Genomic DNA, 26,937 nt, shown 5'->3' with positions numbered 1-26,937 from the left:
TGTTTTTCGATCTGGTTCCAGCAAGAGCAAAAAATTAGCAAAAACGCCGTTTAGGGAAAATACAGCTAAAACAGCTACCGTTACCTAATTCACTGCTGATTTTAAGCTGAGCATCGTGTCTGGAGAGAGCGTGTTTGACAATTGCAAGTCCCAGACCTGTACCATGTTTTTCATTTTCACGTTGAGCATTGGCACGGTAAAAACGTTCGGTAATTTTAGGAATTTCAAGTTCAGGGATACCTTCGCCCTGGTCAGCTACACTCAGAATTACGTTGTCACACGATTGATACCACTGCACGGTAACAATAGATTCTTCATCTGAATATTTAAGGGCATTGACGATTAAATTAGAAAATGCACTACGAAGCTCCTGGTCATTGCCAAATATGTTGATATCTGATTCTATGAAGAGCTCAATACGGCTGTTTAGTTGTTCTAAAGCACTACTTTCCTGGCAGATTTGTTTTAAAAGCGTATCAATTACAACACAATTATTTTCAGTTTTTTGGGTTTCTAGATTTGCTAATAGCAGGAGATCATCCACTAAATGTTGCATACGCAGTGTCTGATTATGCATTTGTTGTAATGAATGCGTTAATAATGGAGAGTGATCCTCGCCCATATCGTCAAGTGTCTCTATATAGCCTTTTAAGACCGTGAGGGGCGTACGTAATTCATGTGATATATTATCGACAAAATCTTTACGCATCCGCTCGATATTTTTTAGGAAGGTGACATCATGTGCGACTAATAAATGTGCATTTTGGTCATAGGTTACAATTTTTAGTTGTAAGGTAACTTGCCCATTTACAGGTGCTTTAATACTTAAGACGATACCAGGATCTTTTTTGCTTAAAAATTCTACAAAGGCAGGGGCACGGATTAAATTAGGCAGGCGCTGGCCCTTATCCTTTTTTTTTAGGCCAAGTATTTCTTTTGCTGCATTATTAAACCACGAGATTTCATCGTGTTCACCGATGACCACGATTGCATCTGGCAAGGCTGAGGTGGATCTACGAAACTGTTCAATAATAAGACTGAGTTTTTTTTTGCGTTTTTTAGCTGCTTTTTTTAAACGAAAAATATGATAGTAAATCTCTTCCCAAAGTCCACTGCTTGATGGGTAGTTTGATTTTGCGCCTGATCGCAGCCAATCTTCTAACTGGTTGAGCAAGAATGCCTGACGAAGAATAAGGCCTATGCAGATGATCAGTAACAAATATAAGAAGTGCCCGATAAAACTACTGGCAATTGCTGCTATGAGAATGGTGATGGCAAGACGTAATAAATCCTTATTCCAAAAACTCATTAGCTATTTTTCACAGAAAACCGGTAACCAAAACCGCGTACAGTCTGTAGCCAGTCCTCGCGTTGATAATTAGCCAGTATTTTTCTTAAGCGGCGAATATGTACATCTACTGTTCTTTCTTCTATATAAACGCTACGCCCCCATACCTGATCTAATAGCTGTGTACGGTTATAAACTTTATCCGGGTGGGTAAGAAAAAAACTCAGTAATCTAAATTCAGTAGGACTAACATCGACTTCTTTATCGGAAATACTGACACGGTGTTGTTCGGTGTCCAAAACGATATCCTGAAATTTAATTTGCGTTAAATCGTGAATTTTACCACTTCTGCGTAGTACTGCTTTGATTCTTGAAACAAGCTCTTTAGGTGAGAATGGTTTGGTTACGTAATCATCGGCACCTATATCCAGACCTCGAATTTTGTCAGCTTCTTCACCTTTCGCAGTGACTAAAATAATTGGCAGATCACGATAATTATCATTCGACTTTAAGCGACGAGTCCATTCGTCTCCTGTAATGCCCGGAAGCATCCAGTCTAACAAGATAAGATCGGGAACAGTGTCATTGAGTATCGCCAGAGCTTGGATTACGTCCGCTGCTTCCAGCACGTTAAAATCATATTGTTGTAATACCATAACCAGCATACTACGAATAGCTTGTTCATCTTCAACTACTAAAATTGTAAATTGACTCATATTTTATTTCGCATCCTGTTAAGCAGAAGCATTGTAAACCATTTTATATGACGGTTTTATGACAAAAGTTTTTCATTGCTTGCGACACTAGAGACAGAGAAGCCACGGGATTTATTTTATCCATTTATTAACTTTTCTTTCAGATGGTTAGCGTTATTTAATGCGATATGGCATCGTGGTCGACTTGAAAGTGTAGAAAAACGTTGGGTAATTGTGACGTATACAGCAATATAAGTATTAATTGTTTTATGGCAGATTTGTTACGGTATCACGGAGCAAGGATGCGTATGATGCCCCCTTGTAAGTACCTTTTGGTAAATAAGCAAGAGCAGGTATTAACGACCTTACAAGCCAGAACCCTATGCTAACATGCCAGTTGCCTGTCATTTGTGTCATGGTTTGAGCAAAAACATTGGTGACTAAACGTCAGGAAGCAGGAGAGGCTTTAGCCGCTAAATATAATTGGTAGCGGCTAAGGTTTTCCTGCAAGTTGCTTAGCTTTTCATAAAAGACAGAACATCATCTTTAATGTCTATATTTATCGTATCTCCCGCTGCAAATTTACCCGTTAAAATATCTTGGGCAAGGGGGTTTTCAAGCTTCTGCTGAATAGTTCGCTTAAGTGGTCTTGCTCCATAAACAGGGTCAAAACCGGCTGCACCGATTTTATCCAGTGCCGCGTCTGAAATAGCTAGCTGAATATCTCTTTCCAGTAAACGCGAGCGCAAGAATTCAATCTGAATTTTAGCGATAGAGCGAATATGCTCCTGGCCTAAAGGATGGAATACCACTGTTTCATCAATACGATTGATAAACTCGGGTCTGAAATGCCCGCCGACAACTTCCATAACCGCTTGCTTCATGGTTTCGTAATTTTCTTCTCCGGCCAGTTGTTGAATGATATCAGAGCCCAGATTAGAGGTCATGACGATTACGGTATTGCGGAAATCAACTGTACGCCCTTGTCCATCGGTTAAACGACCATCATCCAGTACCTGCAAGAGTATATTAAAAACATCCGCATGCGCTTTTTCCACTTCATCCAGTAAAATCACTGAATAAGGGCGGCGGCGTACTGCTTCGGTTAAATACCCGCCTTCTTCATAACCGACATATCCCGGAGGTGCGCCTACCAGACGAGCCACGGAATGTTTTTCCATAAATTCAGACATATCAATACGAATCATGGCTTCTTCGGTATCAAATAAGAAATCAGCCAATGCCTTGCATAGCTCGGTCTTACCCACACCGGTAGGTCCGAGAAATAAGAATGAACCATTAGGTCGGTTTGGATCCGATAATCCTGCGCGAGAACGACGCACAGCATCACTCACAGCTTTTAGCGCTTCGTCCTGGCCGATAACACGGCTTGCGAGATGTTGTTCCATATATAACAGTTTGTCTCGCTCACCATCAAGCATTTTAGAAACGGGAATACCGGTCCATTTAGACACGACTTCGGCAATTTCTTCTTCGGTCACTTTATTACGTAATAAAGTCATCTCTTGTGTTTCTGCCACTGAGGCTAAAGCTAATTGGCGTTCAAGCTCAGGGATGCTACCGTATTGTAATTCAGACATACGGGTTAAATCGCCACTGCGTCTTGAGGTTTCCAATTCAAAACGTGCTTGATCTAACTGCTCTTTGATATGAGCAGAGCCTTGTAACGCTGATTTTTCGGCTTTCCATATTTCATCCAGGTCAGCTGCCTCTTTCTCTAAATCATGAATTTGACTTTCCAAAGTGCTTAAGCGTTTTTTAGACGCTTCATCTGAATCCTTTTTCATCGCCTCCGCTTCAATTTTTAATTGAATCAAGCGGCGATCTAATTTATCCATTACCTCAGGTTTAGAATCAATTTCCATGCGAATACGACTGGCTGATTCATCAATCAAATCAATTGCTTTATCAGGCAGTTGGCGGTCGGCGATATATCGATGAGATAATTGAGCCGCAGCAATAATAGCAGGGTCGGTAATGTCAACCCCATGATGCACTTCATATTTTTCTTTTAAACCGCGTAAAATAGCAACGGTATCTTCAACAGAAGGTTCTTCAACTAATACCTTCTGAAAACGCCGTTCTAATGCTGCATCTTTCTCAATATATTTACGGTATTCATCCAGAGTCGTTGCTCCGACACAGTGTAATTCACCCCGTGCCAGTGCAGGCTTAAGCATATTACCCGCATCCATGGCACCTTCTGCTTTACCTGCGCCGACCATGGTATGTAATTCATCTATAAATAGAATAATCTGACCTTCCTGTTTGGCCAGGTCATTAAGCACTGCTTTTAAGCGTTCTTCAAATTCACCTCTAAATTTAGCGCCTGCAATGAGTGCGGCCATATCCAATGCCAATACACGCTTGCCTTTAATACCATCAGGCACTTCGCCGTTGACTATGCGTTGCGCCAGGCCTTCCACGATTGCTGTTTTACCTACGCCGGGCTCGCCAATGAGTACCGGATTGTTTTTAGTTCTCCGTTGTAATACTTGAATAGTACGACGGATTTCATCATCACGGCCAATAACCGGGTCTAGCTTGCCTTGTTCTGCGCGCTCTGTCAGATCAATGGTATATTTCTTCAGCGCATTACGTTGATCTTCGGCATTTTCATCGTGCACATTTTCACCACCACGTACTTGTGTGATCGCCTGCTCGATTAATGCTTGTGTAACATTTGCCTGTTTTAATATATTAGCTAACTGGCCCTTGCTTGCACATGCAGCCAATAGGAATATTTCACTGGAAACAAAGCTGTCATTGCGTTTAATAGCTAATTGTTCGGTAAGATTTAATAATTTGCTTAAGTCATTGGAAATCTGAACATCACCGCCTGTTCCAGAAACAGAAGGCATTGCCCCGAGTTCTTTTTCAAGTAATTGAGTTAAAGTTTGAGTATTAATACCAGCCTGATTCATTAGTGGCTTAATACTCCCTCCTTGTTGTTCCAGCATGGCTAAAAGCAGGTGTACGCCTTCAATAAATTGATGGTCTTTAGCTAAAGCCAGGCTCTGTGCATCATTGAGTGCACTTCTAAATTTACTGGTGAGTTTTTCAGGATTCATTATATTACCTATGCACTTAAAGTTAATTTGTTGATTCTATAATTGGGAGAATGTAGAGGTTTTCAAGTTGATAACGCATATTAACTTAGTTTTTATATGGATAAAATGTAAATTGTGAGATAGATCACATTTCCCGCACGGCAATAATATCAACCATCCTTATGCAGTTAGTTGAAATCAATGTTTAGTTTGATAAGCCAAACCCCGTCAAATACAATAAGCGTCATCGTTTTCTGCTTCTTTATGTAAGCGCTTTTCAAACCATTAACAGCCACGGCAAACCTGACTTCAAAAACACAGTATACAGCTTCGCCTTTAGAGATATTAAAAGGCAAATATCCCAACTCGACGAAACAGGCTGGTTTGGGTGACCATGCAACACTTTGTTGATGGTACTAGATGCATATGCGGATATTTGATAAGGAGTGCAATAACTTTAGAGACTGTGAAAGTATTCAATAATATACCTAAAAGGACAGGCTCCGTAGATACTCTCTTAAAACACAAGTGCTAATTTTACAAAATCCATATTAATTATGAATTTTCACTGACAGGTAGCGCATAAAAACGCGCTCCATCAAATTCTTTATTAGTCCGCAACATGCCATGGATGGCGTGTAACAATTTACGCATCACGGCACAGACAGCTTGTACTTTTTTTAAGCCATTATCATTAATCAGATGATGGTAATAGCCTTTAATATTCGGCTCGAATCGACTCGCCACCAGAGCAGGCATATATAAAGCCTGGCGAATATATTTATTGCCCACTTTACTGATTCGCGGCTTTTTAGATACACTACTGCCTGAATCAAATATTCTCGGATCCAGCCCAGCATGTGCGACCCACTGCCTTGCCGTCATATCCTTAGGCAAGATCATGATTTCACTCAATATTTGTATCGCTGAAGCTTGCGCAATCCCCTTGATGCCAGAGATAAGTAGATACGCTTTCTCCAGCTCATAATGTTGTTGAATAACCATAAGTGCATTGTCGCGCAGGCTTTTAATTTGTGCCTCTAAAAAAACAACTAACTCTTCCATTTGATCAATCACTAATCCTGGTGTTTCTAGCGTCGACTCTAAAGCGTGAAGCTGGTTTTTAGTTTGTGTTTTTTGTTTGCTTAAAGCGGCAATACGGCGCGAAATGACTCTTAAACTGATACACTCGTCAGCAGGGCATTCCCAGGCCACAAAAGGCATTCTTTCAGCATAAATCGCTGAATTTTCTGCCTCAATCGCATCGGTTTTGCTACGTGTCATTAATGCTTTAGCAAAGTTGTGTGCAGCCTTGGGGTTAATCACCATCACCTCAATACCCTCAGCTCGACTAAGAGCGACGGCCAAATCAAAATGATAGATACCTGTTGCCTCAATACAAACCTTTGTTTCTCCATTCATTTTTGCTAAAGACTGGATAATTGACTGATGACCTAAAGGGGTATTTTCAAAAGATTTAGCTTTACGCGCCTTACCCTTAACCATGACGACAACCACCAATTCCTTGCAACTCACATCAATTCCGACAGTATTCATTTTTTATCTCATATAGAAGTTACGCATTGACGACAGGTTGAAATTCTGGGTTTAAATGGCTTATATTTGGCATAAACGTCTCAATAAATGAAGCCATGATATCTTTGAATAAATTTCTTTGCACGCTATAGCAATTACTAATGACCTCTGCGAAGCTCAATTTTTGTAATTGAACAAACCCACAAATTGCAGCAAAAAGGTGATTTTTAATGGCTCCTTTGCTGCGAACCTGAAATCGCTCAATGTTACATACTTGCTTAATTGCACGATGATATTGCTCAATTTGCCAATGCCGATCATGTTGTTCGGTAAAATCCCTACTGCCAAAGGACTTGGTTTGCTCGTCATTAGGTAGTGCACTTATATAATGGCGAAGTTGGTCTTTCAACTTTGTCCGAAATAATTTCACGTACCCAAAATTTTTGAGCCAAACGACCAAGCCTTCCTCTGGAACTTCTAGTTGCTTAACTTGAACCCATGTTCCTTCTTCAACAGAAACCAAGCGGTTACTTTCCAGCGCAAAGAGCAATCCTATCTGATGATTTCTAATCCGTTTAAGATTTTTTACGCAACTGTACCAACTATCTCCTGTTACAAAGCCTGGCTCAAGCCCCCAAGATAATACCTCTGCAAGCATATCCAGAAAGTAGTCATTTTTTGTTTTCCCTTCGGCTTTATCTACCACTCGAAAATTGACAGGTTGGTGTTTTCCTTGAGTATCCGTGTAGTACAAAGTAACAAGGTTAATCCCTTTGACCGCTCGGTGATGCTTGCCTGACCAAAAATGACTGACAAAAGCCATGTACTGACTATGAGGCTTATCCAGTACGCTATCGTCAACACTTAAGGTTCCGCCCTTTAAATTCAAAGTAGGACTGGCTTCGTTATATAAATCGCGCCCGGTATACGATTCACGATTCAGAAATCGGTTGACGCTATCATGTGAAATTGACATAACTTCTCCTAGCCGGCAACAGCTAGCCTGTTTAGGCTCACTTAACAAAAATCCTATGTACATCGGTAAAGTACAACGAGCAGTTGATGGGCGGGTTATTTCTCTTATCAAGGTCTAGATTTATAGTGGATTCGGCATTTTTCTGTATTATAGTTTAACATTGACTGTCAATGCGTAACTTCTATCATATTAAGTATTGTTATAATGATCACTGGTTTCCCAACCCTGACACTTCACCTACCGTCCTTGTGAATGCAGACTCAGAAGCATTGCTTACAGGTCTCAGATACTCCACGGCATGGATGACGAGGGTGGGGAGCCAATCTACGAACAAGCTCAAGGCTTAAGGTTGGGGCGGCTTCCCCAGAAAATCAGTTATTACTATAATCGTTTTGTGTTAAATAAACCTGTGTTTAAGAGATATGTTTAATATACAAGGTTGGGGTGAGATTGCGAACCCCAACAATCAATGGCTTACCTAGCCTCATTGTTGGGGTTCATGCTTCACCCCAAACCTACGCATAATACTTTCACAGTCTCTTTAGCTATTGCTGTGTATGACGAAAAAAGCTAAAGCTTTTTACTCCTGCTCAAGGAAACTTCTCATTATCCACGGGAAAATATTAAAAAGTTGCTTTACAATATATTCTATGAACTCGCCTAAACCTGAATTACCAGAGATAAACAAAGAAGATCGCACACCGCTAGTCGATGTGTTATTGGAAATGCTTGCCTGGCAACAAAAGCAGATTGATGAGTTAGCACAAGAGATACTCAAGCTTAAAGGCGAAACCACAAAGCCTAAAATCAAACCGAGTACAATGGATAAGGAGGGTGCCCCAGGAAGTGATGACTCCTCATCAAAAAGGAAAAAAGGCCCAAGGCGCAGTAAAAAAGGCAACCTCAAAATAGATGAAACCCAAATTATTCAGCCGGATGAAATCCCAGAGGGTTCACGCTTTAAAGGGTATCAGGATCGTGTTATTCAGGATATTACCTTTCAAACTCATAACATTCGTTATCGTTTAGCAGAATATATAACGCCAGAGGGTCTTACGATTTTAGGTCAGCTTCCCGAAGACATTCAGGGAGGTAGCTTTGGTAAAAGCCTTATTGCCTTTATTCTCTATCAATACCATCACCAACATGTCACACAGCCATTACTACTGGAACAAATTCGTGATTTAGGCGTCGATATTTCGAGCGGTAAGCTCAGTTATATACTAACAGAAGATCTGGACGACTTTCATGCCGAAAAAGATGAATTACTGAAGACGGGATTATCCGTTTCTAAATATATTCATACAGATGATACTGGCGCACGGCATAAAGGGCAAAATGGCTATTGCACACATATTGGCAATGATTTTTTTGCCTGGTTCAGTAGTACAGAAAGTAAAAGCAGAATCAATTTTTTAAACTGTCTATCACAAGGCAAAACAACGCTTTATACATTGAACACAGGTGCCATTGAATACATGGCACAAAATAAGCTGTCTGTTGTAATCTTGGCGACACTGGAAAATATCAGTGTCTGCATTAACACGGCACCTGACTGGTGCGAATGGCTGGATCAGCAAGGCATCGTTAAACCTCGGCACAGAAAAATAGTCACGGAAGGTGCTTTGATGGGAGGGCTGCTAGACCAAGGCATTTCCTCTGACTTTTCAATTATCAGTGATGATGCAGGGCAGTTTAACGTCTTTGATCATGCCTTGTGCTGGATCCATGCCGAACGAGTGATTAATCGCCTGATTCCTTTAAATGACAGCCATACCAAGGCAGTAGATGACGCACGCGACCAGCTTTGGTCGATTTACCATGACCTGAAAGCTTATAAACTTAATCCTGTTACCGAACAGGCGAGCAGTATCAGGCAGCGCTTTCAAATCCTATGCAGTACCAAAACCTGTTACGAAACGCTTAACCAGGCCCTCGGGCGAATGGGGAAAAATCAACATGAACTCCTCCGTGTACTCGACAAACCCTACCTCCCACTTCATAACAATTTAAGCGAACGGGATATAAGGGATTACGTCAAGAAACGAAAAATCAGCGGGAGTACACGAAGTGATGCAGGGCGGAAAGCCCGTGATACTTTTGCCAGTCTCAAGAAGACCTGCCGAAAGCACGGCATGTCATTTTGGGGTTATTTAAAAAGTCGCTTACTGAAGTTAGAAGGGATTCCTCCGTTATCGGAAGTCATTCGTGCGGCCGCTGCCAGTGGATAATGAGAAGTTACTGCTCAAGTTATTAACGTCTTATTCCTAAGCTATTATTCATTTTCAGGCACAAATTCAAACTGTACTTTTAATGGATAATGATCTGAAGATTCTACGGGAATGATTTCGGCCTTGATTACTTTTAGGCCTCTGAAGAAAATATGATCCAGTCGATGCCCCCAGACAAGGGGTGCTTCATTACTTACAAAATCGACTTTATGTAAGCCTAATTCCTCATTACCGATAAGCTGATCCAGAGCTAATTCTCGCTGATCACTCCAGGTATTAAAGTCACCGCCGAAAACAATAGGCCCCTGGTGATTTGCCAGAACCGTTTTAATATGCAGCAATTGTTCACTAAATTCCTTGATACCCAGAGTAAAATTGATGGCATGGATATTTGCGACCAAAAGAGTGTGTTGCGTATTTCTAATAGGATAGTAATTGATCAAGGAAGATTTTGGTAAAAAGGCTATGGGTTCAGTTGCCCGTTGCGCGCAACTGGTTTGAGCCGGAATATCTCCGATAGTCATAACTCCGGCATGAATACCCCGGTAGCGGAATGCAGAAATCATATCCCACTTTTGTCCGCTAGTGACAAGAAATTGGTTGAGAGTCTGGGTTAAATAGGCTTCCTGTAAAAGAATCAAATCACTGGCATTGCTTAACGTTAATAAATCCTTCTTCCAGCCCTCTTTGTTCTCTTTATAGATATTCCAGCTTACCAGAGTAAATTCTGTTGCATTAAGCATTTCTGCTGGATTAGGTTCAGTCTTTGCTGCAGAACAGTATGGATCGTTGGCGCGGATTTCCCCGGAACTGGATAATAGTTGTTCCTCATCAGACACGGAGAAACAACCGCTAGTCGCAAGTATGATAAGGCTTAATAAGTAAAGTGGAATGTAGTTCCTGAGCATGTAGATTGTACTTTGTCCGATCATTAAATGCAGGCATGGGGCTTGCGGGAATAAATACCCTTGCTGTAGGGCAGTGCGTTAGTCTGCCAGTTGTTCGATATCGATGGACTAAAGTAGCATTCTACTTCAGGTGATAAGAGCTGAAAACAGGGTTAATTTATGTTGCCAGAAAAGAAAATACCCCAGTATGTATAAGTTTTATACTTTTACTGCCGCAATGACAGAAATTTCAACCAATATTTCAGGGCGCGCAAGGCTTGCCTGTACACAAGCGCGAGCAGGAGAATAAGCTTCTATTATCCAGGCATCCCAGACCTCATTCATATGGGCAAAATCTTGCATATCCTTGATATAAATGGTCGCAGAAAGAATGTGTGCTCTGTCACTGCCTGCCTGTAGCAGTAAATCATCCACTTTATCCAGCATAGTCTGGGTTTGCTCTCTGATGTCCGCTTTGGCATCTTTTGCAACCTGACCACAAAGATAGACAGTATCATTATGAATGACTATTTTACTCATTCGACGCCTTTCGGTGCCTAAGCGGATAATGCTCATTTTTTATCCTTACTATTAATTAAAGCGGCTAATATTAAACGGCTCAATTGGCAGTTGCGCATGCCCATCCAGAATGAGTTGCGCCATAATGCGCCCAATCACGGGGGATAGCTGTAAACCATGAGCAGAAAAGCCAAAAGCGTGGTATGCATTTTTAGCTGTTTGGGATGCACTGATTACCGGGATATTATCCGGCATAAACCCTTCAATACCAGCCCATGCACGAACTATGCGTACATCTTTAAGTTGCGGGAAAAAATCAAGGACTGTTTTAGCACTTGCTGCTAGCTGTTGCCAGTCTATATCGGTTTGTTCCTTTGCAAAATCCAGCCTGGCGACGAGGGCACCACCGATAATCAGCGTCCCGTTTTGCATTTGTTTAAAGGATAGCTTGCGACTGGCTGCACCCATTACCGGATCAACAAAATGAGGTAAGCGATCTGTCACCATCAACATCAGTGCCTTAGGGGTTAGCGGTACAGGTTCGTGCATTCGTGCTGCAAGTTCTCCTGCCCATGCGCCGGCACAATTAACCAGAATGGCGCTGTTATACGTGCCTTGAGATGTACGCACAGACCAGCCGTCGCCTTCCTGGGTGATGCTGTGAACCTCGGTAGCTGAATGAAAGTTTGCACCTAATGTTTCAGCTTTTTGGCGAAAGGCAGTCAATGCATGATAGGGACGGGCATAGCCATCTCCTCTGCAAATTAATGCACCGACGCAACCGGGGCCCAATGCAGGAACCAGTTGATAAAGTTCTTTCTGGCCGATTATTTCTTCATGCTGATAGCCCATAGAACGAACCATAGCGGCGCGCTGTTCCAGCTTGTGCATATCCGACTGATTTTCTGCTACGCGCAATTGTCCGGGAAATCGAGCATCGCAGTCTGAATCAACCAGATTGGCAATGTTATGCCACATTTTGGCTGCTTCCACTGTGAGCGGTATTTCAGCTGGATCACGGTTTAGTTGACGTAAACCGCCTGCATTTGCTCCGGATGCATGTCGCCCTGGGCTATCTTTATCTATTACGCTACAGCGACATCCACGCATAGCTAATTGTAAAGCGGTGGACGTGCCCACCAGTCCAGCACCAATAATGAGCACATCAGTATTCATTATGTTCTCCCTTCAGACAGCATAGCCAGTTGTGCTAATGTGAGCGGAGCAACAGGTGGTCGTCCCCGGAAGTGACTGCTATCGGAGACCGGTTGACCGCCTGCATCAGCAACAATATGTGCAACAGCGTTAGCGCACTGTCTACCCTGGCAAGGTCCCATACCGCAGCGAGACAGATATTTAACCTGATTACTATCGCGATGGGCATTATCAATAGCTGCGCGGATTTCACCCGCAGTGATTTCTTCGCAACGGCACACAATCGTATCTTGGTCGGTCGTTGCCAGCATATTTTGTGGAATGGCAAAATAGGCTTCCAGAAAAGGGCGGATGTGATGTTCATCCCGCAGCCATTTTCGGGTATTGCTAGATTGTTGATCACGTTCTGTCTGAGAAATAATCCCCAGAGAGAATAGGGCATGGAGTCCTGCCAGTCGGCCAGCATGTTCCGCTGATCTGGCGCCATTGATTCCCGCGCCATCGCCTGCGACCAGAATGCCTTCTATACTGGTATTGCCCCATTCATCATGTTGAGGTCGCCAGCATTGCTGACTGCTATCCCACTGATGTTTGCAACTGGCTGCCTGGGTAAGCCAGATGTGCGGGATTACGCCAAAGTGAGTCATTAACAAATCCGTTGTAATATTATGTTCGCGACCAAGATGTCGATAGCTAACGGATTGTAATTCGCCATCGCCATGAGCCTGAAGATGACTCGCACCAATTTTGGTGACTACTCCTGCGCGTTTAAGGTCTCTTTGATAGGCCAGGCCTTTGGTTAAATACTGATGTGCCAGTAAAGCTCTAGGCAATTTAGGTAAAGCCAGTAAATGATTGCTTAGTGGCGTGACATCCAGCATGGCTTTAATATCCACGCCGACTTGCATATATTGCCAGGCGAGTAAGAGTAGCAAGGGCCCCGATCCAGCAAGAACTACGCCATCACCGGGAATAACGCCTGCAGATTTGAACAGGATTTGCCCCGCACCGGCCTGCATTACACCTGGTAATGTCCAGCCAGGAAAAGGGACAGGTCTTTCCATGGCACCACTGGCGACCACAACTTGATCCGCGCTAATAATTTTATTTTGATCTTTATATAATACTCCAACTTCCCGGTCACGATTGAGTGACCAGACTTTGGTTTCAGGGAAATAATCGATATCGCACGCGCGAAATTCTGTAGCCAATGCCTTGCCGCGCTGATATTCTGAGCCTAATATCTGTGCACGCGGCTCGGGAACAGATTCTATAGATCGGTAAATCTGTCCTCCAGGAGCCATTTGTTCGTCAAGTAAGGCGCAGCTAATACCGTGATTTGAGGCCGTCACTGCTGCTGCAAGCCCTGCGGGCCCTGCGCCAATAATAAGCAATTGATAGTGATTTTTCACAAAGTACCTCCTAATACCGGTCCTGCGCCTTGCTGTGTTTCGACTCGCATACCCTGTTTAACATAAGTAGCACAGGCTCGTTGATTGGCTTTACCATCTATGACCATTAAACATTCATAACAGACCCCCATCATACAAAATGGCGCTCGAGGACTACCAGATACGGGTGTTGTTCGAGTGACACGTAACCCCTGCACTAGTGCCATGGCAGCGACTGTTGTATTTAGGGGTACCCTGACTTTCTGGCGATTCAGAATAACTTCAACGGTTTCAATGCCGCTATTCGGGAGTTGTTTAAACATGATTTATAGTCTGATTTTGCTGATAATATTATGATGTTCAAAGAGCATGGTTTCCTGTAAATCAAGCTTTAGGCCGATATGCGCTGATTCAGCACGTTTAAACATTGCCTGTGCAAGCGAGATATCTACATAGGCCAGCCCCACGGCATTAAAATAGGTGCGTTCTTCATCTGATTCTCGGCCAGGTTTTTGCTTTGAGACCAACTCATGTAAATCGGCATGAATATCGCTGTGCGACAGGAGGCCTTCTTTGTACATACGACTGAGTGTCTGAGTGCGATGGGTTACCGTATCCCAGTCATCACAGACAATTTTATCGCATTGTAACGCGACGTCGTATTCATCTTCCCAGCCACCAATATGGCTATAAAAGGCCCCTGGTTTCATCCATTCAGCCTTGAGTAAGGGGGCCTGGGCACTGGTTGCAGTGACTAGAATGTCTGCACCTAACATAGCATCCCGGGCGACTGTATTGACTCTAATAAAGTCTATATCAGGCAAAATAGGCGATAATTCATCAATAAACTGCTCTTCTTCTAATGCAGTTTTGGCGGCTACCCGGCATTCTTTTATGCCAGGGCGCACTACTTTCATCGCTAATAAGTGCATTTTGGCTTGTTCACCAGCGCCGATAAAACCAATACTATGACTGTCTTTACGCGCTAAGTGTTTAGCGGCAATAGCACCTATAGCTGCGACACGCATATTCGAAGCCAGCGTGCCCTCCATAATGGCGACAGGAAACCCCTTTTCGATTTCCGATAAAATAAATATAGCGGATAAGTTTTGTACGTCGAAACGCTTTGGATTACGTGGAAAAACCGAGACCCATTTAGCACCACAGATTTTTTCATCTAGCAAAGTCGCTGGCAGGCAATTGATACGGTCCTGGCTGACGGGATCAAAAATCTGCACAACTTTTTCGGGAAACATGATGCGATGATCTTCAAAGGCGAGCATGGCTTTTTCGGCAACTTCAATTGCCATACGCAAATCGAAACAGCCTGCGTCCAGTAAATCTTCCTGAGAAAGATAGGTAAAGCCAACTTGATGTGATGCTTTTGTGCTCGCCTGGTGAGTTGCCATTAAGTTTTCCTGATTTGTTTTTTAGAGAATATTTCTGTGTTTATTCTCTGGTTCATGTGTCTTCGATACTGGCAATATTATCTCTATTAAATGTAGGGGTGTATAGTTTGTATTATGCCAATCCGTTTAGCACAAGACATTTGGGTTGTACTGAATAAAGATGCATTCGTACGTTATTAACAATACTGGCTATCGTTTTAACACGGGACATTTTGAAAACTGTAGAGCGTGGCTTCAGCCCGTCAATGTCAGAGATTATTTAAAGGCGGGCTGAAGCCACGCTCTACAAGTCTATTGAATGTCCTGTCTTAAGTTTGTAGCCACAATACTAACTAAGAATGTTCCCTCTTCAACATGCTGCAGAACCAAAGAAACTAAAGGAGCAGGTCTTTGATTTATGAAATTAGTTATGTTCTTTAGCTAAAGAAAAATAACGGATAGCAAGATGGCTAGACCACTATGGCTTGAACTCTCAGGAGCTTTGTATCATATCTATTAATCGCTAGTCATTTCTCTCCATAATTCTATAGTAGACACCTAATGTGCTATGCCCGTGTGCACACCCTATTTATTCTGGTCATGGCGCAACAGCCATGGATTGAATATAAGCGCTCAAATATTTGATGTCGTCATCGTTTAGGTTTTTAACCGATTTTCTCATGACATTATCAAGTGTTTTGTCAGTTGTTCGCCTCCCTGTTTTATAGGCATGTAAGGTCATTCGAACATAACGGGCATGCTGTGCCCTCAGTTTGGGGATTGTCTGTTGACTGTCGCCTTCTCCGGATAGGCCATGGCAAGATTGACAGGCCATAATACCTCTCGCTTTATCACCTTGTTGATACAATACGCGGCCTTTGTCTGCCCATAACTTGTCTTCGGTAATACTGTGTTTTAAGGTATCTATCGAGGGATCGAAAGGGAGGGCTGTTGTTTGAGTTTGCTGCGAAAAATAGAATGCTATCTGATTAATTTCATCGGCGTTGTAATCTTGTAAAGTGTTTGCCATTTCTTTGGTGTATCGATTGCCGGATTTAAAATGATTGAGCTGGGTGAGCAAATACTGATAATTTTGTCCTGCAAGTGAGGGGGATTGTTTGTCGTATTTGTCGGTTATCGGAGGGTTGCCCGTTTCGCTATGGCATTCAGCGCAGGAATAGTGGCCATTTTCACAAACATGGGTGATTAATGATTTGGCATCAGTTGGCTGTTTTGAGTTGATGTCATTTGCCAGAGTATAGGTAAGGGTTTGTGTGTAGGTACCATCACTGTTTTTGAACGATATCAATTCACCTGAGATATGCTGATATTCACCTGTTCCGCCAACAATGCCAATAGCAGAACTCCCCTGATCAAACTCCCGGCCTGCTACTTGAATGGTGCCGTTTATCAACGTCAGGGTCCATTGACATTGAGAACTGTTGCCCACCTTGGTGCGAATGCAAACACCGCTGTTATTGCCAATCTTGTTTCGGTCTACATCCAGCAAGGGTTGGTCAAACAACCATTGATCCCCAATCGTATCACCAGGTTTTCCTAAATCCAGTGTAATTGCCGGTGATGTTTTTGCATCAGCAATAGTTACCAGGGTTTTTGGTTTGATACTGTCAGCAACGCTGGCCATTGAAGTGCCACCGAGCAAAATGATGCAAGCTATTAGCGTCTTTTTCATCAGGTATATCTCGTTGTTATTGCGTAATGTCTACAGTCGCCTCGACCATAAAATAAAAATGTGGTGCATTCAAGTTATTCAGTTATTTACAGTATTTACAGGGTAAATTCATTCTTAAGGTTGTGATGTCTGGTTTGTTGATCTTTTGGTTTAGTGTCCACATATGTCCTTTTTTCGAGTCGATCATGAATACGCTTGGAATAACGAGTCTGATCACCTTTATTTAAAACGATGACCCGGTTCGACTTCATTCCTCATTAGCTGAGATTGGTGGAGTCATCCAAAATAATAAAAAGTATTGCAGATAGTGGATTTAGGTCTGCTATTGCGCAGTATGCAAAATATTAACAATAAGACACTGCAGATAAATAACATAGCTTGATGTAAAGTATATCAGCAGTTACAAATGCTGATAATGTTAATAAACCTCTAATTGCTAGCCTGTATAATTTCGTTAAATATAAAAATTTCCACTTATTATGTTAATTCAGTCTACTTTTAAACCTGCGTGGTGGTTAAATAATGCGCATTTACAAACCTTGTATCCGGCTTTATTTCGCAAACTACCGAACTCGCTATTAAAGCGCGAAAGATTAATTACTGCAGATGATGATTTTATCGATATTGATTTCTGTGGAGAAGGTGATCAGCCCCTGGTTATTTTGTTGCACGGTCTGACAGGTAGTTCGCAATCGATCTATATAAAAGGTTTGCAGCAGGCGTTGCTGGCACAAGGCTTACGTAGTGCCGCATTGAATTTTAGAGGGTGTAGTGGTGAATATAACCATTCATCCCGTTGTTATCATTCTGGCGAAACAGGGGATATAGATTTTCTGTATCGCACCCTGCGCGCACGTGAACCAGATTTGCCGATGGCTGCAGTAGGCTTTTCATTAGGCGGCAATGTATTATTGAAATGGTTAGGCGAGCAGGGCAGCGGTGTGCAGTTATTTGCCGCAACGGCAGTTTCTGTTCCTCTGGTTTTAAGTGCTTGCGCAAGCAAACTGGACAGCGGATTCTCTAAACTATATCGAGCCAGCTTATTGCGTGAATTAAAAGAATATGTACATTTAAAGCAGCAACACCTGGAGTCTTTAGGCAAAACCGAAGAAGCGAAGATACTGAGACAAGTTGGCGATTTAGACAAGATTACCTCTTTTTGGCAATATGATGATCGCGTGATTGCAAAGCTCTATGATTTCGCCAATGTTGAAGATTATTATCAACGCTCCAGTTCACGTCAATTTTTACAATCGATTAGAATACCTACTTTATTAATTCAGGCTCAAGATGACCCATTTATGACTCCGGCGGTGATTCCTGACATAACCGAACTATCCTCTTGTGTATTTCTGGAAACAACACCAGCAGGCGGACATGTCGGGTTTATTTCCGGACATAATCCATTTCGCCCGGAGTATTGGTTAGAGCAACGTATCCCCGAATTTTTACTGGAGCAATTAAGCCATGTATAAGCTGTGTTTTTTCGTACCAGAAAGTCATGTTGAGGAAGTCAAGAATGCCTTATTTAAGCAGGGCGCGGGAAAAATAGGCGACTATGATTGTTGTGCCTGGCAGGTTTTAGGCAGCGGACAATTTAGGCCACTGTCAGGTAGCCGGCCTTTTATCGGTGAAACTGAAAAAATCACCAGGCTGAATGAATATAAAGTGGAAATGGTTTGTGATGATCGACTGATTAAACAAGTGGTAAAAACACTATTGCAAACTCATCCCTACCAGCAACCTGCTTATGAAATAACTAAAATCCTGTCGACTAATGAGCTTGACTGATACATGGAAAGTTAGATGACAAATTTGAATTTGTGAATAAGATAAATAAGAACCTTATAAGGAAAAATAATGCAAACTATAGAAGCAATACAAACACGCAGAGCCGTTAAGCATTTTGACGCAAGTCAACGGTTTAGCGATGAGCAGATAAACGAGCTGTTTTCATTGGCGATGCTGTCACCGACGGCATTTAATATACAAAACTGGCGTTTTGTTAATATTAGCGATCCTGAATTAAGAAAACAAATCAGAGCGGCTGCATGGGATCAGAGTCAAGTAACCGATGCTTCATTATTTATTGTGATCTGTGCTGATTTAAAATCATGGGAAAAGCATCCAGAGCGTTATTGGGCCAATGCCGATCACGCTGTACAGGACTTTATATTGCCATTAATTGACCAATACTATCGTGGCAAAGATCAGGTGCAAAGAGATGAAGCCATGCGCTCAAGTGGTATCGCAGCACAAACATTGATGTTAGCGGCAAAAACCATGGGCTATGATTCTTGTCCTATGGATGGTTTTGATTTTGAGCAAGTCGCACAGTTAATTAACTTACCTGAAGACCATGTCATTGCCTTGTGTTTAGCGATAGGTAAGAGTATCCAGGCGGCGAATCCGCGAGGTGGTCAATTGGACAGTGATGAAGTGATTATTAATAACCGGTTTGTGTAAGAGCAGAGCATAATGAAAGGCTATGTATTAGCTGTTTGTATCGTCCATTAGCCCTCGCGACCGTAGTTAAAAATTCTTGAGCCGACATCGTTTTTAAATGCGTGTCTAGCCATGGTCTCCAACCAGGATAATGATCTAAGTAGTTAGTGACAACGCCGCACCCATCCTTTAAATCAGCTATCGTTTACCTTTACCTTTTGAATATGAAAGTCTTTATCTGCCCCTCTGATACTAGCAGCAAGATTTACAGACTGATGAATATCCCGCGATACTCTAGCAAATGCTTGATAACTCAAGTGCCCGTCCGAACATAAAATAGCATCAGGTTCTAAAATAGGAGTTAAAACCTTGGTTTAAGCATCTGTTACGTTGGGCAATATAAGTTTCAGAAGTAACACCGCTTCGATCACGCATCATAAGAACAGGAATCTGCTCTGCAGGTAAACCATGTTTATGAGCTTTTCCACCTCGCTTGCAGCTAGTATTTTTTGATGGGTTGTCAACTGCGTTGTCTGATCTGGCCAATGTTGAAAACCTTGGTTTCTTATGATTATCTCTCCAATTTTTTCTTTTTTTATTCAAAAATTTAGTGCAAAATAATAGTTAATGCGGACATAGTCAAATACAAAGAAATAGTAAAGTTGATTAGCTGATGGCTCAGACAAAAAAAGTGGCTGGATGCTTATTTTTGGGAGAATGCATTTAGCACCTCCTTTTTTTATAGTATCAATTAGGAATGAATATGAATATTACAAAAACATATAAAACTGCGCTTATTATTTTAAGTTGTTTAGCATTCTCGACACAAAGCTTTGCTGGTTCCGGAAAAGGCGGTAGTGCTGGAGGTCGTGGTATGAATAGCGGTGGTGGTAATTATTCTTCGGGACAACAAAACCAGAACCAGAACCAAAACCAAGAACGCAATCGATATGGTAAACAAGGCGGGGGAAATAACCAGAACCAAGGCAATGGACAGCAGAACCGTGATCGAATCGACCAACAAAACCAGGAGAGAATTGAAACACCTGCAGTAATACAAGATCAGCAACAATAGATAATTTTCCTTAGAAAATTAGGCAGCATAATAGGTTCAGTTATAGTTCACGTAGTAACGCTTATGCTATTATATCCCGGTTTATTTGTATTTTGATCAACACGTTACCAGCAGGGAAGCTGGTAGCTGTTCACCTCGGTGTTTTTCGAACCAGCAATTGTGGTTGTAGAACTGATATCCCAGCATATCTTTCGCAACGATGCGTATATGAAGGGTTTGTATTAATTCATTGTGGCTGACGGTTGTAGGTAATCATCTAAACTTACCCTATTGGCGGATTATATAAACCATTAAGTAGTTTCTCCAGAGGCACCAGACACAAACGTGCTCTGAATAATACTTTGGTATCTTCAAGCAGGCCGTAACATTCATAAACGCGTAACATAATATTGGTATTGTTCAAGGTTCTTGATTTTGATTCAGGTAATTGTTTAACCAGAATATGCAGTTTATGATTATTGTTCAGTTCCCGTAAATGTTCCCGATTGACAGAAATACTATGGGAAGTATAAACCATCGGGTTACGTTTAAAATCATGCCGGTCCTCTATTTGTGCTTTTAACAGTAGCGCTCCTGAGGCCAGGCTGCAAGGAAACATTTCAGGGTATTCAACCAGGCCATTTAATTCATCGAAGTAAACCGCTTGCTCCGCTAAAGAACCAGATAAAAAATTTTTTGCATTGCCGTTGTTGACATATTTTCGTTTCAAAAAATATGGACTGTCTGGAACCGTTGAACAATTTGGGAGCGTATTTAAGTCAGGAAGGTTTGAAAAGTCAGTATCAGCCAGAAATAAAGGCGTTTGAGTTTCTTTTTTGGAGCCTAATAATACGGTTTTATTATCCGACTTAATAGAGATTCTGTTAGATAAAGTCAGTTCAGGAATGGTTTTAATCAGTGTTTTTTTTATATCTAGATATAATTCTCGATCAGGTCGTACGGCGTTAACGTAGGTGATTTGATAATTACTGAAACGTAATCCGTTTTCAGAAATAATCCGGTTTTCATGATGGGCTTCCCGGTGCAAGTACAGTTGATATTCAATCATGGCATTCAACTGAAAACCTAGAACTATAGGGCCCTTAAAAGGGTTATGAGTAATTTGTAGCCACTTATGCTTATCGTGAAATAAATTAAAATCATCCGAGGCGTTGCGTGCCGCTTCAATGTGGATCTGATTAAAAGTAAAAGGTTGCTCGTTCATTGTCAATTTTTATTAAATCCTTGTATTGAAGTAATATATCAAATAAAAACAATAGTTTACTGGTGGCTGATATAGTGTATTATAGTCTAATTAATCAATGTTAACTAATGGATTATGTCTTTAAAAGGATTTCATTTATGCTTGTGTAACGTAACAATTTTTTCTAGTCTTTTAACAGTCATGTAAAAGGTTGGTTAAAATGCCACTTTATAATTTATACGCTTTATGGTTTTTAAACATAACAATTCAATTTCTCAGTTAAAATAAGGGTCATTATAATATTTTGCAATAGGTTGGTTTATGATTCGCGTGGGTATTGTTGGGGGAACAGGTTATACAGGAGTAGAGTTATTACGTATTTTGGCTTTGCATGATGAGGTTGAGGTGGCAGTGGTTACCTCCCGTTCAGATGATGGAATGCGGGTGGATGCTTTGTATCCGAATTTGCGTGGCAATATAGATGTTTGCTTTACCAGGCCGGATGTAGACACTTTAGCAAGCTGTGATGTCGTGTTTTTTGCGACACCTAACGGCATTGCCATGCTAATGGCTGAGCAACTGTTGGCGCGTAATGTAAAGGTAATAGATTTATCCGCTGATTTCAGAATTAAAGATGCGGTAGATTGGGGAAAGTGGTATGGCATGGAGCATGCTTCTCCTGATTTGATTGCTGATGCAGTTTATGGTTTGCCTGAAATAAATCGCTCACAAATTGCCAATGCAAACTTGATTGCTTGCCCTGGTTGTTATCCCACAGCTGTGCAGTTGGGTTTTCTGCCGTTAATTGAACAAGGGTTGATAGATAGTAGGCATTTAATTGCTGATGTAAAATCGGGTGTCAGTGGTGCGGGGCGTAAAGCCAGTGTTGCTACTTTAATGAGTGAGACAGGTGAGAGCTTTAAAGCGTATGCCTCATCGGGACATCGGCATTTACCTGAGATTGTTCAGGGTTTATCTATGGCAGCAGGAAAACAAGTAGGCTTAACTTTTGTGCCGCATCTAGTGCCTATGATTCGGGGTATTCATGCAACGCTATATGCTCCGTTAGAAACTGATGTTACTGCGCAGTTGCAGGCTTTGTATGAGCAACGCTATGCAAATGAATTGTTTGTTGACGTCTTGCCTGCAGGCGTTCATCCCGATACGCGTAATGTAAGAGGCAGTAATAACTGTCAGATTGCTGTAGTTGTGCCACAAGGCGGGGATACAGTAGTCGTGTTATCGGTGATTGATAATTTGGTGAAAGGAGCGGCAGGGCAGGCAGTACAGAATATGAACTTGATGTTTGCTTTTAATGAAAAGCAAGGTTTACAAACGATGGCCTTATATCCATAATTCTTGACTAAAATGCTAGGTAAAGTCATAATCGTCTTAATATTAATTACTTAGGGGTTTAATTATATGGCAGATCCAATTATTTTTTCTGATAGTGCGGCGAAAAAAGTAGGTAGTTTAATTGCTGAAGAGGGCAATGAAAACCTGAAATTACGTGTGTATATTTCAGGAGGTGGTTGTTCCGGGTTTCAGTATGGCTTTACTTTTGATGAAGATGTAGCTGAAGATGATACGCAAGTACAAAATGACGGTGTTACTGTTTTAGTCGATGCTATGAGTATTCAGTATCTGAATGGTGCGGAAATAGATTATAAAGAAGATTTATCCGGTGCACAGTTTGTCATTCGTAATCCGAATGCATCTACAACTTGTGGTTGCGGGTCTTCATTTTCAGTCTAAATTCTATAGCTATGGGGTGGGTTAAATTTTTTTGCATAGCAATAAAAGCATAACCCACCAAGGTGTTTGTTATATTTAAGCGATAGTTGAAATTACTTTTTCAAGCCTGATATATTCCGCCTAAAATAACAGCTTGTTTTGCTCCGGTTGTTTCTGGCAAATTTCCTGTTAACCCTTCCAATGTGCGTTTCGCAAGCCATGAAAATGCCATGGCCTCAACTTGATCAGGGGGGACGCCCTGTGTTTCTGTAGATGCAATGGGATAGTTGAGTAATTTATCCAATGCCATACGAAGAGACTTATTGTATGTGCCGCCGCCACAAACAAATATCTGCTCAGTTTCCGGTGCAAATTTTTGTATCGCCTCCGCGATTGTTTCAGCAGTCAATTGACATAAGGTGCGCTGTACGTCTTCTGGACAGTATGAAGTTGCTTGATTGTTAAGTATCTTTGTTAGCCAGGTAGATGAAAAGTAGTCTGTTCCTGTGCTTTTGGGAGGGAGTGATGAGAAGTAAGCATCCTTTTTCAGCTGCTTAAGCAGTTCAGGTTGTATATTTCCAGTTGCAGCCCACTCACCATTATTATCATAATAGCTGTTCTGATGTTCTAAAATCCAGTAATCCATCAATGTATTTCCTGGTCCTGTGTCAAACCCGAGTATAGTGCCTTGGGTATTTTTAGGCAGGATCGTCAGGTTGGCAATACCCCCGATATTAACTATCACTCTATTTTCTTTATCAGTTTGAAACATTGCCTGATGAAATGTCGGAACTAAAGGTGCTCCTTGTCCGCCAGCAGCAATATCTCGGCGGCGAAAATCAGTAATAGTAGTGATTCCCGTTTTCTGGCTGATAATATTGGCATCACCAATTTGTAAGGTGAAAGGAAATTTTGAATTAGGCGAATGGAAAATAGTTTGGCCGTGATTGCCTATCGCTGTTACTTCATTTGCATTCACCTTGGCTTGATGCAGTAACTTAAGACAGGCTTCTGCATATAATAGTCCTAGTTGGTTATCTAGTTCTCCGTAATTAAGCAAGGAGACTGACTGGTGATTATTGCAAAGCGTATGAATTTTTTGTTTTACTTGTCTGCTGAAAGGCTGGTAATAAAAATCAATGACTTGGGGTCGTTTGCCGGATAAGTCATACAGGCCAGCATCGATACCATCGACGCTGGTTCCAGACATCAGACCAATATAATATTCTTTTGTCATCCGGCTGAATCCCTCGCAGTTGCGAGGTTAGTGTGGCTAAGTTGCTTTAATTGCTCAACAAGAATTTTTGATTTTTCTAAAAAGTCAGCTTTATATTTCGCCTGAATAGGGTTGGCATTAGGCAGAGTAACTGTAAGTGGATTCCTATGTACGCCGTTTACTCGAAATTCATAATGCAAATGCGGGCCTGAGGCAAGGCCTGATTTTCCAACATAGCCTATCACCTGACCTTGTTTAACATGAGATCCTATCTGCAGGCCTTTTCTAAATTTAGACATATGTGCGTAGAGGGTGCTGTATTTTTTGCCATGCTGAACGACAATGGCTCTGCCATAGCCACCTTTACGCCCACGGAAAGTAATTTTACCGTCACCAGCTGATTTAATTGGTGTGCCCGTACGCGCTGCATAATCGACGCCTTTATGGGCACGGATACGATTTAGTATAGGGTGCTTACGTTTTAAATTAAAGTGAGAGCTAATGCGTGCAAATTCAATAGGAGTACGTAGAAAGGCTTTGCGCATACTGTCACCGCTCGCAGTATAGTAGCTGACTTTGCCTTCAGGATTTTTATAGCGAACTGCTGTAATGGATTTGCCTTGATTGATAAATTCAGCAGCTAAAATTTTTCCTGGTCCAATAAACTTGTTGTCTATGTAAAGTTTTTCATAGATAACTGAAAAACTATCGCCTTCACGCAGGTTAAGTGCAAAGTCTATATCCCAGGCAAAAATATTCGCAATTTGCATGATCACATTGTTTGATAAGCCCGCATTTTGCCCATCAAGAAAAAGTGATGAATGAATAATGCCTGATGCACCGTTAATGCGTCGGTCTAATTCTTTTTCAATCAACTCTACCTTAAAATTACCGTCCTTAAGTCTGGTTGCTTTAAGCTCTTCGTAAGGGCTTTTTTTGTAGACCAGGTGACTGAATTTTCCCGAGAGATCATGACCTATCAATAAAGATTTTCCTGCTTGAATGGTCGCAAACTGAGAGCTTATATTATTAGCATGAACTATTTTATGTAAGTCTGCTTTATCAAGTTCATTTTCAGAAAAGATTACAGACAGGCTTTCTCCTGGTTTAACTTTATATTCTTGCCAAATAGTTGATAGGCTTTGCATGCTATGTATAGGAGCATCTGCAGAATCAGAAACAATAAGATCAGCTCCTGATTTATCTATTTTGGTGGTTAAGCTGTCGTTTTTTTCTGTTAGTTCAATTTTTGCTGCAATATCTGGGATGGTCAAGGCGATATTTGCAGGATCTGGCTGTACAGATTTTTTTGAAAAGAAAACATAGCTAATAATGATTAGAAATGCACAGGCAATAGCTATAAATAGGTGTTTTGGTCGATTGTTATTTTCATTTTGGGGTGGGTTAGTAGGTTGGGACAAGTCATTTCGATAGCGCATTCGTATAATTATAAGGTGTTTTTTTTGCCGATGCCTAATATTATATTACGTCAGTTTTATAATGAAAAAGAGTTAATGTCAGGTTAAGGTATAATTAACAGTTTTACAATAATAAAGAGCTAAGGTGAAAAAATTGCAAGAAGATGTGCTGGCGCAACTAAAGCGTGGAACAGATGAGATTCTGGTTGAAGCAGAGTTAATAAAAAAACTGAATGAAGGGCGTTCATTACGTATTAAAGCAGGATTCGACCCCACCGCACCAGATTTACACTTAGGTCATACCGTTTTAATTAACAAGTTAAAGCAATTTCAGGATTTAGGACACGAGGTTTTATTTTTGATTGGTGATTTTACCGGAATGATAGGTGATCCTACTGGGAAAAATGTAACAAGAAAGCCATTGACCCGGGATGATGTGATTGAAAATGCGAAAACGTATGAACAACAAATTTTCAAGATCCTGGACCCAGAAAAGACTTTGGTCATGTTTAATTCTAGCTGGATGAATGCAATGAGTTCGGCGGATTTAATTCAGTTGGCTGCTAAAAATACTGTAGCAAGAATGTTGGAGAGAGATGATTTTAGCAAACGCTATAAAGGCGGTCAGCCAATTGCAATTCATGAGTTTTTGTACCCTTTGATTCAGGGATATGATTCAGTGGCGATGAGGGCGGATGTTGAGTTAGGCGGCACAGATCAAAAATTTAATTTACTGGTAGGTAGGCAATTACAGGAAGCTTATGGTCAAAAGCCGCAGGTAGTAATGACTATGCCAATATTGGAAGGTCTGGATGGCGTGCAGAAAATGTCTAAATCTCTAAATAATTATATAGGCATAGCGGATACGGCTGATGATATGTTTGGCAAGATAATGTCTATTTCGGATGAGTTGATGTGGCGCTATTTTGAGTTGCTAAGTTTTAGGCCTATGCAAGAAATTGCGGAGTGGAATAAGGAGTGTCAGCAAGGAGCAAACCCTCGTAACTATAAAGTACAGTTGGCGCAAGAAATTATC

Annotated in this window: 23 protein-coding genes (1 of these 23 running past the window's edge); 8 read left to right on the top strand and 15 right to left on the bottom strand. The window is 41.5% G+C overall.

Features of this window, described 5'->3' with window-relative positions:
* Positions 1–34 precede the first annotated feature (34 nt).
* The 5 genes from phoR to AU255_RS00110 all read right to left on the bottom strand — a co-directional run bounded on the left by phoR (position 35) and on the right by AU255_RS00110 (position 7,674).
* A complete protein-coding gene (gene phoR / locus AU255_RS00130) occupies positions 35–1,309 on the bottom strand; it encodes a phosphate regulon sensor histidine kinase PhoR (RefSeq protein ID WP_080520984.1) in 1,275 nt (424 codons plus the stop codon).
* Complete coding sequence (gene phoB, locus AU255_RS00125; protein WP_080520983.1) at positions 1,309–2,004, bottom strand: phosphate regulon transcriptional regulator PhoB; 696 nt, start codon at positions 2,002–2,004, stop codon at positions 1,309–1,311. Before phoB ends, phoR begins: the two co-directional genes overlap by 1 nt.
* 494 nt (positions 2,005–2,498) lie before the next feature.
* The gene (gene clpB, locus AU255_RS00120) at positions 2,499–5,075 is read right to left on the bottom strand and encodes an ATP-dependent chaperone ClpB (protein ID WP_080520982.1); all 2,577 of its coding nucleotides are present in this window, start codon (positions 5,073–5,075) and stop codon (positions 2,499–2,501) included.
* 534 nt (positions 5,076–5,609) lie between these two features.
* Positions 5,610–6,611: an IS110 family RNA-guided transposase gene (locus AU255_RS00115; protein WP_080520981.1), complete on the bottom strand. Its 1,002-nt coding sequence runs from the start codon at positions 6,609–6,611 to the stop codon at positions 5,610–5,612.
* A 19-nt stretch (positions 6,612–6,630) separates the two neighbouring features.
* Complete coding sequence (locus AU255_RS00110) at positions 6,631–7,674, bottom strand: IS701 family transposase (protein WP_080523234.1); 1,044 nt, start codon at positions 7,672–7,674, stop codon at positions 6,631–6,633.
* Between the two features lie 542 nt (positions 7,675–8,216).
* Here AU255_RS00110 and AU255_RS00105 point away from each other — a divergent pair.
* Positions 8,217–9,797: an IS66 family transposase gene (locus AU255_RS00105; RefSeq protein ID WP_080520980.1), complete on the top strand. Its 1,581-nt coding sequence runs from the start codon at positions 8,217–8,219 to the stop codon at positions 9,795–9,797.
* Between the two features lie 44 nt (positions 9,798–9,841).
* Here the strand turns inward: AU255_RS00105 and AU255_RS00100 are convergent, their stop codons facing one another.
* The 7 genes from AU255_RS00100 to AU255_RS19615 form a co-directional block, all read right to left on the bottom strand.
* Positions 9,842–10,705, bottom strand: coding sequence for an endonuclease/exonuclease/phosphatase family protein (locus AU255_RS00100; RefSeq protein ID WP_158083012.1), 864 nt, complete (start codon positions 10,703–10,705; stop codon positions 9,842–9,844).
* Positions 10,706–10,903: 198 nt separating this feature from the next.
* Positions 10,904–11,260, bottom strand: a complete 357-nt coding sequence (locus tag AU255_RS00095) for a RidA family protein (RefSeq protein ID WP_080520978.1) — start codon at positions 11,258–11,260, stop codon at positions 10,904–10,906.
* A gap of 15 nt (positions 11,261–11,275) precedes the next feature.
* The gene (locus AU255_RS00090) at positions 11,276–12,379 is read right to left on the bottom strand and encodes an NAD(P)/FAD-dependent oxidoreductase (protein ID WP_080520977.1); all 1,104 of its coding nucleotides are present in this window, start codon (positions 12,377–12,379) and stop codon (positions 11,276–11,278) included.
* Positions 12,379–13,770: an FAD/NAD(P)-dependent oxidoreductase gene (locus AU255_RS00085; protein ID WP_080520976.1), complete on the bottom strand. Its 1,392-nt coding sequence runs from the start codon at positions 13,768–13,770 to the stop codon at positions 12,379–12,381. The genes AU255_RS00090 and AU255_RS00085 overlap by 1 nt, the downstream gene beginning before the upstream one ends.
* On the bottom strand, positions 13,767–14,072 hold the full coding sequence (locus AU255_RS00080; RefSeq protein WP_080520975.1) for a (2Fe-2S)-binding protein: 306 nt from the start codon (positions 14,070–14,072) through the stop codon (positions 13,767–13,769). Before AU255_RS00080 ends, AU255_RS00085 begins: the two co-directional genes overlap by 4 nt.
* A gap of 3 nt (positions 14,073–14,075) precedes the next feature.
* A complete protein-coding gene (locus AU255_RS00075) occupies positions 14,076–15,158 on the bottom strand; it encodes an ornithine cyclodeaminase family protein (protein ID WP_080520974.1) in 1,083 nt (360 codons plus the stop codon).
* A gap of 577 nt (positions 15,159–15,735) precedes the next feature.
* Complete coding sequence (locus AU255_RS19615; RefSeq protein ID WP_143735817.1) at positions 15,736–16,830, bottom strand: c-type cytochrome; 1,095 nt, start codon at positions 16,828–16,830, stop codon at positions 15,736–15,738.
* A gap of 479 nt (positions 16,831–17,309) precedes the next feature.
* On the opposite strand from AU255_RS19615, the gene AU255_RS00060 reads away from it, so the two are divergent.
* The 4 genes from AU255_RS00060 to AU255_RS00040 all read left to right on the top strand — a co-directional run bounded on the left by AU255_RS00060 (position 17,310) and on the right by AU255_RS00040 (position 20,350).
* The gene (locus AU255_RS00060) at positions 17,310–18,305 is read left to right on the top strand and encodes a hydrolase (RefSeq protein WP_080520973.1); all 996 of its coding nucleotides are present in this window, start codon (positions 17,310–17,312) and stop codon (positions 18,303–18,305) included.
* Entirely contained in the window at positions 18,298–18,621 is a 324-nt protein-coding gene (locus AU255_RS00055) for an NGG1p interacting factor NIF3 (protein WP_080520972.1), read from the top strand. Before AU255_RS00060 ends, AU255_RS00055 begins: the two co-directional genes overlap by 8 nt.
* Before the next feature lie 69 nt (positions 18,622–18,690).
* A complete protein-coding gene (locus tag AU255_RS00050; RefSeq protein WP_080520971.1) occupies positions 18,691–19,296 on the top strand; it encodes a nitroreductase family protein in 606 nt (201 codons plus the stop codon).
* Between the two features lie 742 nt (positions 19,297–20,038).
* Positions 20,039–20,350, top strand: coding sequence for a hypothetical protein (locus tag AU255_RS00040; RefSeq protein WP_080520969.1), 312 nt, complete (start codon positions 20,039–20,041; stop codon positions 20,348–20,350).
* 262 nt (positions 20,351–20,612) lie between these two features.
* On the opposite strand, the gene AU255_RS00035 is transcribed toward AU255_RS00040, so the two are convergent.
* Entirely contained in the window at positions 20,613–21,554 is a 942-nt protein-coding gene (locus AU255_RS00035) for a hypothetical protein (protein WP_080520968.1), read from the bottom strand.
* A gap of 300 nt (positions 21,555–21,854) precedes the next feature.
* Between AU255_RS00035 and argC the strand changes: the two genes are divergently transcribed.
* Positions 21,855–22,889, top strand: a complete 1,035-nt coding sequence (argC, locus tag AU255_RS00030; RefSeq protein ID WP_080520967.1) for an N-acetyl-gamma-glutamyl-phosphate reductase — start codon at positions 21,855–21,857, stop codon at positions 22,887–22,889.
* A gap of 66 nt (positions 22,890–22,955) precedes the next feature.
* Positions 22,956–23,288: an iron-sulfur cluster insertion protein ErpA gene (erpA, locus tag AU255_RS00025; RefSeq protein ID WP_080520966.1), complete on the top strand. Its 333-nt coding sequence runs from the start codon at positions 22,956–22,958 to the stop codon at positions 23,286–23,288.
* A gap of 100 nt (positions 23,289–23,388) precedes the next feature.
* On the opposite strand, the gene AU255_RS00020 is transcribed toward erpA, so the two are convergent.
* Both AU255_RS00020 and AU255_RS00015 read right to left on the bottom strand, forming a co-directional pair.
* Positions 23,389–24,504: an anhydro-N-acetylmuramic acid kinase gene (locus AU255_RS00020; protein WP_080520965.1), complete on the bottom strand. Its 1,116-nt coding sequence runs from the start codon at positions 24,502–24,504 to the stop codon at positions 23,389–23,391.
* Entirely contained in the window at positions 24,501–25,922 is a 1,422-nt protein-coding gene (locus AU255_RS00015; RefSeq protein ID WP_080520964.1) for a M23 family metallopeptidase, read from the bottom strand. The genes AU255_RS00020 and AU255_RS00015 overlap by 4 nt, the downstream gene beginning before the upstream one ends.
* 133 nt (positions 25,923–26,055) lie before the next feature.
* Between AU255_RS00015 and tyrS the strand changes: the two genes are divergently transcribed.
* On the top strand, positions 26,056–26,937 hold the 5' portion of the coding sequence (tyrS, locus tag AU255_RS00010) for a tyrosine--tRNA ligase (RefSeq protein ID WP_080523232.1). 315 nt of this gene lie beyond the right edge of the window; only the first 882 of its 1,197 coding nucleotides appear in the window; the start codon lies at positions 26,056–26,058; its stop codon lies beyond the right edge, outside the window.

The sequence above is a fragment of the Methyloprofundus sedimenti genome (genome assembly GCF_002072955.1).
GTDB lineage: Bacteria > Pseudomonadota > Gammaproteobacteria > Methylococcales > Methylomonadaceae > Methyloprofundus > Methyloprofundus sedimenti.
The sequence above is the reverse complement of the archived record's forward strand: the minus strand, read 5'-3'. Positions and strand labels throughout refer to the sequence as shown.

Coding starts and splice junctions, on each gene's coding strand:
- phoB (WP_080520983.1), bottom strand. CDS start 2,004: ATGAGTCAATTTACAATTTTAGTAGTTGAAGATGAACAAGCTATTCGT.
- AU255_RS00075 (WP_080520974.1), bottom strand. CDS start 15,158: ATGGCAACTCACCAGGCGAGCACAAAAGCATCACATCAAGTTGGCTTT.
- AU255_RS00040 (WP_080520969.1), top strand. CDS start 20,039: ATGAATATTACAAAAACATATAAAACTGCGCTTATTATTTTAAGTTGT.
- AU255_RS00060 (WP_080520973.1), top strand. CDS start 17,310: ATGTTAATTCAGTCTACTTTTAAACCTGCGTGGTGGTTAAATAATGCG.
- AU255_RS19615 (WP_143735817.1), bottom strand. CDS start 16,830: ATGAAAAAGACGCTAATAGCTTGCATCATTTTGCTCGGTGGCACTTCA.
- AU255_RS00115 (WP_080520981.1), bottom strand. CDS start 6,611: ATGAATACTGTCGGAATTGATGTGAGTTGCAAGGAATTGGTGGTTGTC.
- clpB (WP_080520982.1), bottom strand. CDS start 5,075: ATGAATCCTGAAAAACTCACCAGTAAATTTAGAAGTGCACTCAATGAT.
- AU255_RS00105 (WP_080520980.1), top strand. CDS start 8,217: ATGAACTCGCCTAAACCTGAATTACCAGAGATAAACAAAGAAGATCGC.
- argC (WP_080520967.1), top strand. CDS start 21,855: ATGATTCGCGTGGGTATTGTTGGGGGAACAGGTTATACAGGAGTAGAG.
- AU255_RS00090 (WP_080520977.1), bottom strand. CDS start 12,379: ATGAATACTGATGTGCTCATTATTGGTGCTGGACTGGTGGGCACGTCC.
- AU255_RS00020 (WP_080520965.1), bottom strand. CDS start 24,504: ATGACAAAAGAATATTATATTGGTCTGATGTCTGGAACCAGCGTCGAT.
- phoR (WP_080520984.1), bottom strand. CDS start 1,309: ATGAGTTTTTGGAATAAGGATTTATTACGTCTTGCCATCACCATTCTC.
- AU255_RS00035 (WP_080520968.1), bottom strand. CDS start 21,554: ATGAACGAGCAACCTTTTACTTTTAATCAGATCCACATTGAAGCGGCA.
- AU255_RS00050 (WP_080520971.1), top strand. CDS start 18,691: ATGCAAACTATAGAAGCAATACAAACACGCAGAGCCGTTAAGCATTTT.
- AU255_RS00095 (WP_080520978.1), bottom strand. CDS start 11,260: ATGAGCATTATCCGCTTAGGCACCGAAAGGCGTCGAATGAGTAAAATA.
- erpA (WP_080520966.1), top strand. CDS start 22,956: ATGGCAGATCCAATTATTTTTTCTGATAGTGCGGCGAAAAAAGTAGGT.
- AU255_RS00100 (WP_158083012.1), bottom strand. CDS start 10,705: ATGCTCAGGAACTACATTCCACTTTACTTATTAAGCCTTATCATACTT.
- AU255_RS00080 (WP_080520975.1), bottom strand. CDS start 14,072: ATGTTTAAACAACTCCCGAATAGCGGCATTGAAACCGTTGAAGTTATT.
- AU255_RS00055 (WP_080520972.1), top strand. CDS start 18,298: ATGTATAAGCTGTGTTTTTTCGTACCAGAAAGTCATGTTGAGGAAGTC.
- AU255_RS00015 (WP_080520964.1), bottom strand. CDS start 25,922: ATGCGCTATCGAAATGACTTGTCCCAACCTACTAACCCACCCCAAAAT.